This is a genomic window from Burkholderia sp. ZZQ-2 (genome assembly GCF_050768715.1).
GTDB lineage: Bacteria > Pseudomonadota > Gammaproteobacteria > Burkholderiales > Burkholderiaceae > Burkholderia > Burkholderia cepacia.
In genome coordinates, this window is record NZ_LDVA01000079.1 from 1 (window position 1) to 16,455 (window position 16,455).

Sequence of the window (16,455 nt, forward strand, 5' to 3'; positions counted from 1 at the left end):
CGACCTGCCGAGCCTGCCCGCGCACGAAGCGGCCGCCGGCCGCCGCACGTGGCGCCCGGGGCCGGGCGCCGCACCCGCGAACGGCGGCGAAGCCGATTCGATGTACGAGCGTTCGAAGCTGAACCCCGTGCTCACGTTCGACAACTTCGTGACCGGTAAGGCGAACCAGCTCGCACGCGCCGCCGCGATCCAGGTCGCGGACAACCCGGGCATCTCGTACAACCCGCTGTTCCTGTACGGCGGCGTCGGCCTCGGCAAGACCCACCTGATCCACGCGATCGGCAACCAGTTGCTGCTCGACAAGGCCGGCGCGCGGATCCGCTACATCCATGCGGAACAGTACGTGTCCGACGTGGTGAAGGCGTACCAGCGCAAGGCGTTCGACGACTTCAAGCGCTACTACCATTCGCTCGACCTGCTGCTGATCGACGATATTCAATTCTTCTCCGGCAAGTCGCGCACGCAAGAGGAATTCTTCTACGCGTTCGAGGCGCTGGTCGCGAACAAGGCGCAGGTGATCATCACCAGCGACACGTATCCGAAGGAAATCTCGGGCATTGACGATCGCCTGATCTCGCGCTTCGACTCCGGCCTCACCGTCGCGATCGAGCCGCCCGAGCTGGAAATGCGCGTCGCGATCCTGATGCGCAAGGCGCAGTCGGAAGGCGTGAACCTGTCGGAAGACGTCGCGTTCTTTGTCGCGAAGCACCTGCGCTCGAACGTGCGCGAACTCGAAGGCGCGCTGCGCAAGATCCTCGCGTATTCGAAGTTCCACGGCCGCGAGATCTCGATCGAGCTGACCAAGGAAGCGCTGAAGGATCTGCTGACCGTGCAGAACCGGCAGATTTCGGTCGAGAACATCCAGAAGACCGTCGCCGACTTCTACAACATCAAGGTCGCGGATATGTACTCGAAGAAGCGCCCCGCGAACATCGCGCGGCCGCGACAGATTGCGATGTATCTCGCGAAGGAACTCACGCAGAAGAGCCTGCCGGAAATCGGCGAGCTGTTCGGCGGGCGCGATCACACCACCGTGCTGCACGCGGTGCGCAAGATCGCCGACGAGCGCAGCAAGGACGCGCAGCTCAACCACGAGCTGCACGTGCTGGAACAAACGCTGAAGGGCTGAGCGCGCGGCGCGCTTGATAATTCGGCCTCCGCCCCAATTTAAGGGGGGCGGTTCGGTTTTGAGGCACAATACTGGTTTGACCGCCCCGGTGGTGGCGGGCCAAGAGCCCGGCCGGCGGGGCGCTGCGAGGCTGCTGCGCTGCAGGCCGTTACTCAACGAAGGAACTCTATGCAACTGGTCAAGACCGAACGAGACACCCTCCTCAGGCCGCTGCAAACGGTCAGCGGCATCGTCGAACGCCGCCATACGTTGCCGATCCTCGCCAACCTGCTGATCACCAAGAACGGCCCGGACGTTTCATTCCTGTCGACCGACCTGGAGCTGCAGATCACCACGCGCGCCGATTTCGGCGTCGGCGGCGACCAGGTCGCGACCACCGTCGCCGCCCGCAAGCTGCTCGACATCCTGCGCGCGATGCCTGACGGCCAGGTCACGCTGTCGCTCGCCGACAAGCGCCTCACCGTTCAATCGGGCAAGAGCCGTTTCGCACTGCAGACGCTGGCGGCCGACGAGTTCCCGACCGTCGCACAGGCGAAGGATTTCGGCGCCACGCTCACCGTCCCGCAGAAGTCGTTCCGCCAGCTGCTCGGCATGGTCCACTTCGCGATGGCGCAGCAGGACATCCGCTACTACCTGAACGGCATGCTGCTCGTCGTTGACGGCGACCAGCTGATGGCCGTGGCCACCGACGGCCACCGCCTCGCGTTCTCGTCGATGAAGCTCGAAGGCGGCACGTTCGGCCGCCAGGAAGTCATCGTGCCGCGCAAGACGATTCTCGAGCTGCAGCGCCTGCTCGAGGACATCGACGACACCGTCACCATCGACATCGCGCAAACCCAGGCCAAGTTCACCTTCGGCCAGGTCGAGCTCGTGTCGAAACTCGTCGAGGGCAAGTTCCCCGACTTCCAGCGCGTGATCCCGAAGGCGCACAAGAACACGTTCGAGATCGGCCGTGAAGAACTGCAGCGTTCGCTGCAGCGCGCGGCGATCCTGACCTCGGACAAGTTCAAGGGCGTGCGCTGCATCATCGCGCCGGGCCAGCTGAAGATCATGTCGACCAACGCCGATCAGGAAGAGGCGCAGGAAGAACTCGAAATCGCCTACCAGGGCGATACCGTCGACATCGGCTTCAACGTCACGTATCTGCTCGACGTGCTCGCGAACCTGAAGGTCGACACCGTACAGGTGAGCCTCGGCGACGCCAGCTCGAGCGCGCTGATTACCGTGCCCGAGAACGACGAGTTCAAGTATGTCGTGATGCCGATGCGCATCTGACGCGCACGACATCAAGACACACACCAGGGGGCGGCAAGCCCCTTTGGCGTTTTTATGGCGAACCGACAACCCGCCCCTTTAGTGCCTTTTCGGCACTTGGGCGGGCCAGGAAACTGGAGCGGCCCGGCGATTTCCTTCGCTGAAACGCACCGCGCCGCCACCTGAGTGGCCTCGCAGAACCGGAAGATATCCATGAGTGAACAGCACAATTCGCAACCCGATAACAGCAGCTACGGCGCCTCGTCGATCCAGATCCTCGAAGGTCTGGAAGCGGTGCGCAAGCGCCCCGGGATGTACATCGGCGACACGTCTGACGGCACCGGTCTGCACCACCTCGTGTTCGAGGTGCTCGACAACTCGATCGACGAAGCGTTGGCCGGGTACTGCAACGACATCCACGTGACGATTCACGCCGACAACTCGATTTCCGTGACCGACAACGGCCGCGGGATCCCGACCGACGTGAAGATGAACGACAAGCACGAGCCGAAGCGCAGTGCCGCCGAGATCGTGATGACCGAGCTGCACGCCGGCGGCAAGTTCGACCAGAACAGCTACAAGGTGTCCGGCGGCCTGCACGGCGTGGGCGTGTCGTGCGTGAACGCGCTGTCGAGCTGGCTGCGCCTCACCGTGCGCCGCGACGGCAAGAAGCGGTTCATGGAGTTCCACCGCGGCGTCGCGCAGGATCGCGTGATCGAGGTGGTGGACGGCGTGGAAGTGTCGCCGATGCTCGTCACCGGTGATACCGAGAACCGCGGCACCGAAGTGCACTTCATGGCTGATCCGACGATTTTCGGCACGGTCGAGTATCACTACGACATCCTCGCGAAGCGGATGCGCGAACTCTCGTTCCTGAACAACGGCGTGCGTATCCGTTTGACCGACCTGCGCTCGGGCAAGGAAGACGATTTCGCGTTCGCCGGCGGTGTGAAGGGCTTCGTCGAGTACATCAACAAGACGAAGACCAACCTGCACCCGACGGTATTCTTCGCCAACGGCGAGAAGGACGGCGTGGGCGTCGAAGTCGCGATGCAGTGGAACGACAGCTACAACGAAAACGTGCTGTGCTTCACGAACAACATTCCGCAGCGCGACGGCGGCACGCACCTGACCGGCCTGCGGGCCGCGATGACGCGCGTCATCAACAAGTACATCACCGACAACGAAATCGCGAAGAAGGCGAAGGTCGAGACGACCGGCGACGACATGCGCGAAGGGCTGTCGTGCGTGCTGTCCGTGAAGGTGCCGGAGCCGAAGTTCAGCTCGCAGACGAAGGACAAGCTGGTTTCTTCTGAGGTTCGCGCGCCGGTTGAGGAAGTTGTGGCGAAGGCGCTGGAAGAGTTCCTGCTGGAAACGCCGATCGACGCGAAGATCATTTGCGGGAAGATCGTTGAGGCTGCGCGGGCGCGGGATGCTGCGCGGAAGGCGCGTGAGATGACGCGACGCAAGGGCGTGCTCGACGGCGTCGGCCTGCCGGGCAAGCTCGCGGACTGCCAGGAGAAAGACCCGGCGAAGTGCGAAATCTATATCGTCGAGGGTGACTCGGCAGGTGGGTCGGCGAAGCAAGGGCGTGATCGCAAGTTCCAGGCGATCCTGCCGCTGCGCGGCAAGGTGCTGAACGTCGAGAAGGCGCGCTACGACAAGCTGCTGTCGTCGGAACAGATCGTCACGCTCGTGACCGCGCTTGGGTGCGGGATCGGCAAGGAAGACTACAACCTCGACAAGCTGCGCTATCACCGCATCATCATCATGACCGACGCGGACGTGGACGGTGCGCACATCCGGACGCTGCTGCTCACGTTCCTGTATCGCCAGATGCCCGACATGATCGAGCGCGGGTACGTGTATATCGCGCAGCCGCCGCTTTACAAGATCAAGGCGGGCAAGGACGAGCGGTATCTGAAGGACGACGTGGAGCTCAACGCGCACATGCTGCGGTTGGCGCTGCAAGGGTCGGAGCTGGTGCCTGGTGAGAATGCCGCCGTGATTTCCGGCGATGCGCTTGGGGAGCTCGCGCGATCGTATCTGCTGTCGCGGAGCGTGATCGACCGGTTGAGCCGGTTGTATGACCCGGCCGCGCTGGAAGCGATCATGGATGGCGTTGCGATCGACCTCTCCAACGAGGCTTCGACGGAGGCTTCGGCGAAGGCGCTGCACGCTGCGTTGCATGACGAGGCTTTGAAGAACGAAGTGCGTGTGGTGCCTTCGTATGATGCGGTGCGCGAGCAGCGGTCGCTGCATGTCGAGCGCACCCATCACGGGAACGTGCGGGTTTCGGTCATCGATCAGGAATTCCAGCACACGGCGGATTATCAGCAGCTCGTGGCCACCGCGAATACGTTCACGGGGCTTATTGGGGAAGGTGCTGTTATCAAGCGTGGTGAGCGCAGCATGGCTGTGAGCGACTTCAAGAGTGCGATGAAGTGGCTGCTTGCGGATGCCGAGCGGAACGTGTCGAAGCAGCGGTATAAGGGGCTGGGGGAGATGAACCCCGGGCAGCTGTGGGAAACGACGATGGATCCGACGGTGCGGCGACTCCTGCGCGTGCAGATCGAGGACGCAATTGCTGCGGATGGGATCTTTACTACGCTGATGGGGGATGATGTGGAGCCGCGTCGGGCGTTTATTGAGTCTAATGCGTTGAGGGCGGGGAATATTGACGTCTAACACGGTGTAGCGTGACCCATAAGGTGAGATTTTGGGAATGTCGAATGTCACTATAAGTGAAAAATTCGACACAAAAGCTGAAAACTGAAGACGCATTTGATGAAAATTCCCGAAGAAATTTGGCGCGTGTTATGCGCCGTTCCTAGCGGAAATTTTTAAAGGCAAGTGCAAAGCCATAGCGTTGGAGTTCGGCTTTTCAGTACCGAGGGGCTTGCCCCCTCTGCTCTCGGACAACGGTTCGAATTCCGTTGCATTCGCAAACCCCGCTTTCCATATGGTTAGCGGGGTTTTTTATTTGCTTTTCTGGATTTTTATTTCCCTTGACGGCTGAGAAAATTCGGCGACGCCTTCCCATTCGCCAGGGATTTATGCTCTCTTGTCACGAAAGTGCCCCATACGACTTGGCCTTGTCGACGAAAGCTATCACCAGGAATTTGTAACGTTGCACACCACGAGGACGCAGAAGGAAAGCGTCCGGTCAACCGGTCGTGCTCATGCGGGTGATAGGTTGCTCAAATTTCTTGGAATCGACGGAAGAACCATTCCCTCTCGCCAGTCCCGCGCGTAGTGGGTTAGCGAGCCAAATACGACCACTCGTCGGTTAAGCGCATGACAGGTCCGGGTAGGCATGCAGTGCAAAATGCAGTACATTTGCGCGACATTGTTACTGAGGCGCCGTCATGTCACGCCTGAAAGACGAAACCCTTTCCATCCGCACTTCTGCCGACATCAAGCAACTGCTGCGCATGGCTGCTGCGCATGAGCGCAGGTCGGTGGCATCAATGATCGAGATTCTTGTGCTCGAGTATGCGCAGCAACACGGCTTGCACGCAGAAGGTCCTCAGCACGCGTCGCCCAAGAGAACACAATCGAAATGAATCGTCCGTTGCCCACTGTCACCCTCGGCCAGCTCGAAGGCCACCTCTGGGAATCCGCCAACATCCTGCGCGGCCCGGTGGATGCGGCTGACTTTAAAACGTACATCTTCCCGCTGCTGTTCTTCAAGCGCATCTGCGATGTCTGGGACGAGGAATACCAGGAGATTGTTGACGAGACTGGCGACGAGCAACTTGCCTGCTTCCCCGAATCGCACCGATTTCAAATCCCGGAAAACTGCCACTGGAACGACATCCGCGCCAAAGCCAGCAACGTCGGGGCAGCGCTGCAACGCGCGATGCGCGAAATTGAGAAGGCCAATCCAGACACGTTGTATGGTGTGTTCGGCGATGCGCAGTGGTCGAACAAGGAGCGCCTGTCCGATGCACTGCTTAAGGATCTGATTGAGCATTTTTCGGCGCTGCCCCTGGGCAACGACAACGTCAACTCCGACCTCCTCGGAGATGCCTATGAGTACCTGATCAAGAAGTTCGCGGACGCAACGAACAAGAAGGCGGGCGAATTCTATACCCCGCGCGGCGTGGTACGGCTGATGATCGACATGCTAGACCCCAAGGAAACCGAGACTATCTACGACCCTGCCTGCGGCACTGGCGGCATGTTGCTGGCTGCCGTGCAGCACGTCAAAGAGATGCATGGCGACGTTAAACGCCTGTGGGGCAAGCTGTACGGGCAGGAAAGAAACCTCACCACCTCATCCATCGCGAGGATGAACCTGTTCCTACATGGCATTGAGGACTTCCAGGTAGTGCGCGGTGACACGCTGCGCAACCCAGCCTTCTTCGAGGGCGACCGGTTGGCCACCTTTGATTGCGTGATCGCAAATCCACCGTTCTCGTTGGAAAAGTGGGGTGAAGACCTGTGGCTGAACGATCCTTTTGGCCGCAACTTTGCTGGGTTACCACCGTCATCCAGCGGGGACTTCGCTTGGGTGCAGCACATGGTCAAGTCGACGGCAGACGTGACCGGCCGAATGGCGGTGGTGCTACCCCAGGGCGCTCTGTTCCGCAAAGGCGTGGAAGGCAGCATCCGCCAAAAACTGCTGGAGTTGGATCTGATCGAAGCCGTGATTGGGCTCGGGCCCAACCTGTTCTACGGAACAGGGCTCGCCGCATGCATCCTGGTGCTGCGTAAGCGCAAACCGACTAAGCACAAGAAGAAAGTGTTGATCGCCGATGCCTCACGACTGTTCCGTCGGGGGCGTGCCCAAAACTATTTGGAGCCCGAGCATATCGCCGGAATCCTGGGCTGGTATCGCGGCTTTGCCGACGTTCAGGACGCGGTTCGTGTGGTCAGCCTCGACGAGATCAGGGCCGAGGACTGGACACTAAACATTTCACGCTACGTCCTGCCCCCACTGCAAGAAAACACCCTGCCACTGCCTGACGCCATCGCGGCATTCAAGGATGTGCTTACCCGCTGTCGCGAAGCGGAAGAGCGGCTCGGGCAGATCATGACTGAAGGGGGATGGCTGCAATGAGTTCAGACCGCCCCTTCAAGGACAATAAGATCTTCACTGAAGAAATGGCGAACGCTGCGCGCGCGCGACTGAAGGAAAAGTTTGCCCAAATGGCACAAGATAAAACTGGTAGCCCTAAGCGCATCAGCCAGCGAGAGCTGGAAAGCTACCTGTGGGGCGCTGCCGTGCTGCTGCGCGGCCTCATCGACGCAGGTGACTACAAGCAGTTCATCTTCCCGTTGCTGTTCTACAAGCGTGTGTCGGATGTCTGGGACGAGGAATACCGAGTGGCGCTGGCCAACTCGGACGGCGATCTTTCCTACGCGCAGTTTAGCGAGAACCACCGCTTCCAGATTCCTGCGGGTGCGCATTGGAATGACATGCGACAGACCCCGAAGAACGTCGGCGCAGCCATTCAGAAGGCCATGCGTGCCATCGAGACGGCCAACCCGGATCTGCTCGATGGCATCTTCGGCGATGCCCCTTGGACCAACCGCGAGCGCCTGCCCGACGATACGCTGAAGAACCTGATCGAGCATTTCTCGAACCAAACGCTGTCGGTGGCCAACGTCCCCGAGGACGAGCTGGGCAACGCCTACGAATACCTGATCAAGAAGTTCGCGGACGACTCCGGCCATACGGCCGCCGAGTTTTACACCAACCGCACCGTTGTCCACCTGATGACGCAACTCCTGGCACCGCAAGCGGGCGAGTCGATCTACGACCCCACGTGCGGCACCGGCGGCATGTTGATCTCGGCGCTGGACGAAGTGAAGCGCTCCGGCGGCGAATACCGTACGCTCAAGCTCTACGGGCAGGAGCGCAACTTGATCACCTCATCCATCGCCCGCATGAACTTGTTCCTGCACGGCGTGGAGGACTTCGAAATCATCCGGGGCGACACCCTAGCCGACCCCCAGCACATCGAGGGTGATCGTCTGCGCCAGTTTGATGTGATCCTGGCCAACCCGCCGTACTCCATCAAGCAGTGGAACCGCGAGGACTGGAGTAGTGACAAGTGGGGCCGCAACTCGCTGGGCACGCCGCCGCAGGGCCGTGCCGATTATGCGTTCCAGCAGCACATCCTGACCAGCCTCACAGCCAAGGGTCGATGTGCCGTGCTCTGGCCCCACGGCGTCCTGTTCCGCAATGAAGAACAGACGATGCGCGCCAAGATGGTCGAACAGGATTGGGTAGAGGGCGTCATCGGCCTGGGGCCCAACCTGTTCTACAACTCCCCGATGGAATCGTGCATCGTCATTTGCAACCGCAAGAAGACAGCAGCACGGAAGGGCAAGGTGATCTTCATCGATGCGGTGAACGAGGTTACCCGCGAGCGAGCACAGAGCTTCCTCAAGCCCGAGCACCAGGAGCGCATCCTGGCCGCCTACAAGACGTTTGTCGATGTGCCCGGTTTCGCCAAGGTCGCCACCTTGGCCGAGATCAGTGTGAACGGCGGCAACCTGTCGATTCCACTATACGTGAAGCGTATCGCTGCAACCGTCGCCACCGAAAGGAATGGCGACGCGGTATCGTTGCGCTCGTCGTGGGAGCAGTGGCAAAGCGAAGGCCGCGCTTTCTGGCGGCAGATGGACGCGCTGGTGGAAACGCTGGATGGACTGATCATGGAGGACATCGAGCGTGTCTGATAAGAAGAACAAAAACCTTAAACCCGGCTGGCTCCAAGTGAAGTTCGGCGACGTAGTGCGGCTCTCAAAGGCACGCAGCCAAGATCCGCTGGCCGATGGCTTTGAACGCTACGTTGGTCTGGAACACCTCGAACCAGGCGATTTGCGCATCCGCAGTTGGGGTAACGTCGCTGACGGCGTTACCTTCACTAGCGTGTTTCAACCCGGGCAGGTGTTGTTCGGCAAGCGCCGCGCCTACCAACGCAAGGTGGCCGTGGCGGATTTCTCCGGTGTTTGCTCCGGTGACATCTACGTGCTGGAGACCAAGGACGCGCGGGTCTTGATGCCGGAGTTGCTGCCGTTCATTTGCCAGACCGACGCCTTCTTCGATTACGCAGTGGGTACGTCGGCGGGATCGTTGAGCCCTCGCACGAACTGGACGAGTTTGGCTGATTTTGCGTTTGCGTTGCCTCCGATGAAGGAGCAAAGCGAGATCGTTCAAGTTCTGGAGGCTATTCGCGAATGCGCTGATGCCTATCAAGCATCTGAAGCCGCGCTAAAAGCGCTTCTACTCTCTAGAACTGGTGAACTGTTTTCTGGGCCGATGGACGATGAAGCGAAAGCACAAGTCATTGGCGATATCGCTGATGTGCAATACGGGCTGACGATCAACGCCAAACGCAGAACGCTTGAGAAGCAATCACCGTATCTTCGAGTGGCAAATGTTCAGCGATTTCATATCGATCTATCTGAGGTTAAAGATGTTGGCGTGGATAGTAAGGATGACGGATGCATCCTTCGAAGGAATGACATCCTCGTTGTCGAGGGGCATGCCGATATCGCCGAATTGGGTAGAGCATCGATTTGGGAAGAGCAACTTCCGATCTGCCTTCATCAAAATCACCTGATTCGGATTCGTTGCCGACCAGAGGTTGATCCTTACTACGTTCTTGAGTACGTAAACTCTCCAGCGGGACGGGCTTACTTTAGAGGGCGAGGCAAAAGCACCAGTGGGCTTAATACTCTCAATTCGACCGTTGTTCGGAAAATGCCGATTCCAATTCCCCCTCTTGCTATTCAGAATTCAATTGCGGGTGAGCTGAAAGCGGCCAGGCGAAACCTGAAACAAATTGCCGATAGAAAAGAACACCACGCTACTATCTCGAAGCGCCTAAGTACGGAGATATTTGGAGGGGGGCAGGGATGAGCGCATTTACCGAATCCAACACCGTCGAAGCCTACGTCCGCGACCTTCTCGTCGGCGCGATCAAGGCTGTCCCGGCCAACACCGCCCAGGAACCTCAAGCCGGCTACGGCCCCAGCCCCAAGGGCATCGGCTGGCGCTACGCCGCCCCGGCAGCGGTGCCACGCCAGACTCAGGAAGCGCTGGTCGAACCCTGGCTGCGCGAGGCGCTGATCCGCCTGAACCCGGAGATTGCCGCTCAGCCCGATCGCGCCGACGAGGTGTTCTACAAGCTGCGCGCCATCGTGCTCTCGGTGCGCTCGGATGGGCTAATACGCGCCAACGAGGAAATGACCGCGTGGATGCGTGGTGAGCGCTCGATGCCCTTCGGCAACAACAACGAGCATGTGCAGGTACGGCTGATCGACCTCGACGACCTGGCGCAGAACCATTACGTCGTCACCCAACAATACACCTACCGTGCCGGTCCCACCGAGCGCCGCGCCGATCTGGTGCTGCTGGTCAATGGCCTGCCGCTGGTGCTGATCGAGGCCAAGACGCCGGTCAAGAAGTGCATCAGCTGGGTCGATGGCGCGGTGCAGGTGCACCACGACTACGAGAAGTTCGTGCCGGAGCTTTTTGTCTGCAACGTGTTCTCGGTGGCCACCGAGGGCAAGGCCTACCACTACGGGTCCATCGGGCTGCCGGTCAAGGATTGGGGCCCGTGGCATCTGGATGGCGCACGCGATGAGGGCCAGCACCACCCACTGAAATCGCTCAAGCTGTCGGCCGAGAGCATGCTGCGGCCGCATGTGGTGCTGGATATTCTGGGCAGCTTCACCCTATTCGCCACGGACCAGAAGAAGCGCCGCATCAAGATCATCTGCCGCTATCAGCAGTACGAGGCAGCCAACAAGATCGTCGAGCGGGTGCTGGCGGGCTATCCCAGAAAGGGTTTGATTTGGCACTTCCAGGGCTCGGGTAAGTCACTGCTGATGGTATTCGCCGCGCAGAAGCTGCGCATGCATGCTGGCCTGAAGAACCCCACCGTTCTGATCGTGGTGGACCGGGTCGATCTCGATACGCAGATCACCGGGACCTTCACCGGGGCGGACATTCCCAATCTCGAAAAGGCCGACACGCGCGAAAAACTGCAGCAACTGCTGGCGCAGGATGTGCGCAAGATCATCATCACGACGATCTTCAAGTTCGGCGAGGCCACGGGCAGCCTCAACGACCGCAGCAACATCATCGCGCTGGTGGACGAAGCCCACCGCACCCAGGAAGGGGACCTGGGCCGCAAAATGCGCGAAGCCTTGCCAAATGCGTTTCTGTTCGGCCTGACCGGCACTCCGATCAACCGCGCTGACCGCAATACCTTCTACGCCTTCGGTGCGGACGAAGACGAAAAGGGCTACATGAGCCGCTACGGCTTCGAGGAATCGATCCGCGACGGCGCTACACTGAAGTTGCACTTCGAGCCTCGGCTGATCGACCTGCACATCGACAAGGCCGCGCTGGACGCCGCCTACAAAGACCTGACCGGCGGCCTGTCGGATCTGGACAAGGATAACCTCGCCAAGACCGCCGCGAAGATGGCCGTGCTGGTCAAGACGCCCGAGCGCATCCGCAAGGTGTGCGAGGACATCGTTGAGCATTTCCAAACCAAAGTGGAGCCTAACGGCTTCAAAGGTCAGATCGTCACGTTCGACCGGGAGTCCTGCCTGCTGTTCAAGGCCGAGCTGGACAAGCTGCTACCACCGGAGGCCACCGACATCGTGATGTCGGTGCAAGCGTCCGACAAGAAGGAGCACCCTGAGTATGCCCCCTACGACCGCAGCCGCGATGAGGAAGAGCGATTGCTCGACCGCTTCCGCGACCCTACCGACCCGCTGAAACTGATCATCGTAACGGCCAAGCTGCTAACCGGCTTCGACGCGCCCATCCTGCAAGCGATGTACTTGGACAAACCGTTGCGTGACCATACGTTGCTGCAGGCTATCTGCCGGGTGAACCGTACCTACTCCGAACAGAAGACCCACGGACTGATCGTGGACTACTTGGGCATCTTCGACGACGTGGCCGCTGCGCTGGAATTCGACGACCAGAGTGTCAAGCAGGTGGTCAGCAACATTCAGGAGTTGAAGGACAGGCTACCCGAAGCGATTCAGAAATGCTTGGCCTTCTTCCAGGGCTGCGACCGCACGCTGCAGGGTTATGAAGGCCTGATCGCGGCGCAACAGTGCTTGCCCAATAACGAGGTGCGCGACAACTTCGCGGCCGAATACAGCCTGCTCAACAAGATCTGGGAAGCGCTGTCACCTGATACGGTGCTGGGGCCCTTCGAGAAGGACTACAAGTGGCTGTCGCAGGTGTACCAGTCTGTGCAGCCGTCCAGCGGCCATGGCAAGCTGATCTGGCATTCCCTCGGCGCCAAGACCATCGAGCTGATCCATCAGAACGTGCATGTGGATGCGGTGCGAGATGACCTCGACACTCTGGTACTGGATGCCGACTTGCTTGAAGCGGTGCTTTCGAACCCCGATCCGAAGAAGTCCAAGGAGATCGAGATCAAGCTCAACCGAAGGTTGCGCAAGCACGCGGGCAACCCGAAGTTCAAGAAACTGTCGGAACGGCTCGACGCGCTGAAAGACCGTTTTGAGTCTGGACAGATCAACAGTATCGAGTTTTTGAAGCAGTTGCTGGAGATCGCCAAGGAAACCCTGCAAGCCGAGAAGGAGGTCCCGCCTGAGGAAGACGAGGATCGCGGCAAGGCAGCACTGACCGAGCTTTTTAACGAAGCGAAGACTGCCGAGACGCCCATCATGGTCGAGCGAGTGGTAGCAGACATCGATGAGATTGTGCGCCTGGTCCGCTTCCCCGGTTGGCAAGGAACGCAAGCCGGGGAGCGTGAGGTGAAGAAGGCTCTGCGCAAGGCCCTCTTCAAGTACAAACTGCATGCGGATGAGGAACTATTCGAGAAGGCCTACAACTACATCCGGCAGTATTACTGAGGGGAAAAAATGAGCGATATCTCGTGTCAGACTTGGTCTTACCCTGGTGCGCGCTGGTGGAAATTCGACTTCCACACGCACACGCCCGCGTCCAAGGACACCACCGCCTGGCAGGCGGTTATTGACACGCCTCAAGCGCTTAAGCCTGAGACCTGGCTGCTCAAGTACATGGACGCGGGGATTGACTGCGTGGCCGTGACCGACCACAACAGTGGTGAATGGATCGATAAGCTGAAAGGCGCCTATGCCGAGATGAAACGCCAGGCCGATGCCGGCAGCGCGCCAGCAGGTTTTCGCGAGTTGCATCTGTTTCCCGGCGTGGAGATTTCGGTCCAGGGTGGCTTCCACCTCCTTGCCATTTTTGGCCCCAACGCCTCAAGCCAAACCATCAGCGATCTATTGGCCAAGGTGGACTACTCCGGTACGCGCGGTGACAGCGACGAGGTGACGCGCGAGGGGGCGGGCAAGGTCGTCGAGAGGGTACTAGCTGAGGGAGGCATTGCCATTCCCGCACATGTTGATGGCGATAAGGGGCTGCTTCAAACCGAGACGGGCACGCGCAAATGCTTGCTTGACACCACGACCGTCAAGCAGGTGCTTCAGGAGCCTGGCATTCTTGCCATGGAATGGGTTACGTCAAGCAGCCCAAAACCCACGATCCTGGATGAACTGAAGCTGACGTTCGCGAGCGTGGTGGGCAGCGACTGCCACACCTTCCAGGGCTCAGCCGTTCCCGGCTCTCGCTACACGTGGATTAAGATGGCAACGCCAAGCCTGGAAGGTTTGCGTTTGGCGCTGCTTGATGGGCAAGACGTGTCAGTTCGTCGCAGTGACGATAGTGCTGGCTTTACGCCCTTCAACACACCTGAACACTTCATTGAGTCTATCGAAATCCGCGACGCGCGCTTTATGGGGAGGGGTAAAGCAGCCGCACGCTTGCCATCCAACCCATATTTCAACGCACTGATCGGTGGGCGCGGCACCGGCAAATCGACCATCGTCCATGCCCTTCGCTTGGCCTACCGGCGTGAGAAAGAGTTGTCCTTGCCCTCGGAAGCTGGGCAGACCTTCAATCGATTCAATAAGGTCGCAAAGACTCGAAATGACGATGGTGGCTTGCGAGCGGATACTGTTATCAGCGTTCAAGTTCACCGCGACGGAACCTCATATCGCCTGCTTTGGCAACAGGACAGCCAGGGCGATGTGGTCGAGGAATGGGACCCCGCCACTCGGTCCTTCAAGCCCTCTGGTAGCCAGGCCATTACAGAGCAACGCTTTCCCGTTCGACTATTCAGCCAGGGGCAAATCGCCGCGTTGGCCGGTGATAGCCAGCAAGCCCTGTTGAAAGTGATCGACGATGCGGCCGGTACACGAATGCAGCAAGAGGCATTCGACGAAGCCAAACGCACTTTTTTGGCGACGCGGGCACAGATGCGCGAACTGGAAGGCAAGCTTCAAGGGCGCGAATCCTTGACCCTGTCGCTGCAGGACGTACAGCGCAAGCTGGCCCGTTTTGAAGGCGCCGATCATGCGGCGGTGCTGAAGAACTACCAGCGCACCAGCAGGCAAAGCAGTGAACTGGAGCGCCAGTTCGAAAGCACCGTCGAACTTTCAACACGCCTGAAGAAGTTTGCCGCAGACTTGCTGGCAGAAGACCTGCCGGACGGGCTGTTTGACGCCAGTGACGACAGCGCTGCGCTGCAGCTTGTTCAAGAGCTGAAGGCCACCGTTGACAAGGCCAGGGAGGAAGTAGAGCGCACTGCCTCAGCACTGGAGGCGAGAGGACGCTCACTCCGAAGCGAGTTGGAAGTCTCTCCGTGGTTCGCTCGAATTAGCGAAGCGAAGTCGACCTACGACAAGCTGAAAACCGACCTGCAACAGCAGGGGGTCAGCGATCCAAGTGAGTACGGCCGGCTTGTGCAGGAGAAGCAGCGAATCGAAACCGAGGTGAAACGACTAGATGCGCTAAAGACGCAGCATGAGGCTCTGAGAGAAAAGGCCCTGTCGCAATTAGAGCAGGTTCAGATTGCGCGTCAGGCTATCAGTGCCCAGCGCGCGACATTCTTGCAAGCGACTTTGCACGATAACTCTTATGTACGCATTGAACTGGTTCCGTACAGCAGGGATGGGCAGAGCATCGAGCGCTCGCTGCGGGACGTGCTGGGCGCAGCTGAGGGCAAGTACATTGACGACTTGTACCTGGAGGCGCAAGACGATATACCGGCCAAGGGCGTGGTGGCGGATTTGATTCGCACGGTCGAGCTCGTTGAGAAACCGGGCGAATGGGATACGGCAGCGTTTGAACAGTCCCTGAAAGCACAAAAGAAGCGCCTGGCCAAGGCGGGGCGCGGCGAGGGCGAATTTGGTGGATGGTTCAACAAGTTCCTAAAGGCCGAGGCTGACAAGCGGCCCGAGTACATCGATCACATCCTTTGCTGGTTCCCAGAAGACGGTTTACAGGTGGAGTACAGCCGCAAGGGGGATGGCAAGGATTTCCAATCTATCGGCCAGGCATCGGCGGGCCAGCGCGCTGCCGCCATGCTCGCTTTCCTGCTAGCACATGGCAATGAGCCGCTGGTACTGGACCAGCCTGAAGACGATCTCGACAACCATCTAATCTACGGTTTGGTCGTTCAGCAGATTCGCTCGAACAAGCTGCGTCGCCAGCTCATCGTCGTCACTCACAACCCGAACATTGTCGTTAACGGTGACGCCGAACTCATTCACGTGCTGGACTTCAACCACCAGTGCCATATCAAACAAACGGGCTCCCTGCAGGATAAGGCGATGCGCAGGGAGGTATGTCAGGTGATGGAGGGCGGCGAAGAGGCATTTGAGCGACGCTATCAACGCTTGGGAAGAGAGGTTTGAGGGCTTCGCAAAGCTGATGAATCGCAATTGCGCGGCCTGCATGCCGAAATCGAATGCGGTGACGACGGTGCTGAAGCTCGTCATCGCGCTCCAGCGCTACAACGATGAACATTCTCACAGCGTGCTTGCAACGACCGAGTCGTCGGACGGTCGCTTCCACTTCGTCAAAAATCTTCGACCCGCGACTCCACCTGCGATCACTTTGCTCAACCCTCGAAGGCATATCGTAATTTTACGGCACGCACACATAGTGCCACACCCCGACTCTGCGAAATACCCCCAGTGCCCCGGCTCAACGACTGAAATCCATCGACCATTGGAACGATTTTAAC

General features: G+C 59.4%; 9 protein-coding genes. All 9 read left to right on the top strand.

Annotated elements, in window-relative coordinates:
- The coding region (gene dnaA, locus ABY44_RS03515) for a chromosomal replication initiator protein DnaA (RefSeq protein WP_431640850.1) at positions 1 to 1,129 on the top strand (1,129 nt) is incomplete at its 5' end.
- Between the two features lie 168 nt (positions 1,130 to 1,297).
- Positions 1,298 to 2,404 carry a DNA polymerase III subunit beta gene (gene dnaN, locus ABY44_RS03520; protein WP_006756934.1) on the top strand — a complete coding sequence of 369 codons (1,107 nt, stop codon included), beginning with the start codon at positions 1,298 to 1,300 and terminating at the stop codon, positions 2,402 to 2,404.
- Positions 2,405 to 2,596: 192 nt separating this feature from the next.
- The gene (gene gyrB / locus ABY44_RS03525; RefSeq protein WP_060173380.1) at positions 2,597 to 5,071 is read left to right on the top strand and encodes a DNA topoisomerase (ATP-hydrolyzing) subunit B; all 2,475 of its coding nucleotides are present in this window, start codon (positions 2,597 to 2,599) and stop codon (positions 5,069 to 5,071) included.
- A gap of 680 nt (positions 5,072 to 5,751) precedes the next feature.
- A complete protein-coding gene (locus ABY44_RS03530; protein ID WP_076926752.1) occupies positions 5,752 to 5,949 on the top strand; it encodes a hypothetical protein in 198 nt (65 codons plus the stop codon).
- Positions 5,946 to 7,448, top strand: coding sequence for an N-6 DNA methylase (locus ABY44_RS03535; protein WP_431640851.1), 1,503 nt, complete (start codon positions 5,946 to 5,948; stop codon positions 7,446 to 7,448). The genes ABY44_RS03530 and ABY44_RS03535 overlap by 4 nt, the downstream gene beginning before the upstream one ends.
- Positions 7,445 to 9,076 (top strand): type I restriction-modification system subunit M, encoded by a 1,632-nt coding sequence (locus tag ABY44_RS03540; protein WP_431640853.1) that lies wholly within the window; start codon positions 7,445 to 7,447, stop codon positions 9,074 to 9,076. Before ABY44_RS03535 ends, ABY44_RS03540 begins: the two co-directional genes overlap by 4 nt.
- A complete protein-coding gene (locus tag ABY44_RS03545; protein ID WP_431640854.1) occupies positions 9,069 to 10,262 on the top strand; it encodes a restriction endonuclease subunit S in 1,194 nt (397 codons plus the stop codon). Before ABY44_RS03540 ends, ABY44_RS03545 begins: the two co-directional genes overlap by 8 nt.
- A complete protein-coding gene (locus tag ABY44_RS03550; RefSeq protein WP_431640855.1) occupies positions 10,259 to 13,252 on the top strand; it encodes a type I restriction endonuclease subunit R in 2,994 nt (997 codons plus the stop codon). The genes ABY44_RS03545 and ABY44_RS03550 overlap by 4 nt, the downstream gene beginning before the upstream one ends.
- Before the next feature lie 9 nt (positions 13,253 to 13,261).
- Positions 13,262 to 16,123, top strand: coding sequence for a TrlF family AAA-like ATPase (locus tag ABY44_RS03555; protein ID WP_431640856.1), 2,862 nt, complete (start codon positions 13,262 to 13,264; stop codon positions 16,121 to 16,123).
- Positions 16,124 to 16,455: the final 332 nt, after the last annotated feature.

Coding starts and splice junctions, on each gene's coding strand:
- ABY44_RS03530 (WP_076926752.1), top strand. CDS start 5,752: ATGTCACGCCTGAAAGACGAAACCCTTTCCATCCGCACTTCTGCCGAC.
- gyrB (WP_060173380.1), top strand. CDS start 2,597: ATGAGTGAACAGCACAATTCGCAACCCGATAACAGCAGCTACGGCGCC.
- dnaN (WP_006756934.1), top strand. CDS start 1,298: ATGCAACTGGTCAAGACCGAACGAGACACCCTCCTCAGGCCGCTGCAA.
- ABY44_RS03550 (WP_431640855.1), top strand. CDS start 10,259: ATGAGCGCATTTACCGAATCCAACACCGTCGAAGCCTACGTCCGCGAC.
- ABY44_RS03555 (WP_431640856.1), top strand. CDS start 13,262: ATGAGCGATATCTCGTGTCAGACTTGGTCTTACCCTGGTGCGCGCTGG.
- ABY44_RS03535 (WP_431640851.1), top strand. CDS start 5,946: ATGAATCGTCCGTTGCCCACTGTCACCCTCGGCCAGCTCGAAGGCCAC.
- ABY44_RS03540 (WP_431640853.1), top strand. CDS start 7,445: ATGAGTTCAGACCGCCCCTTCAAGGACAATAAGATCTTCACTGAAGAA.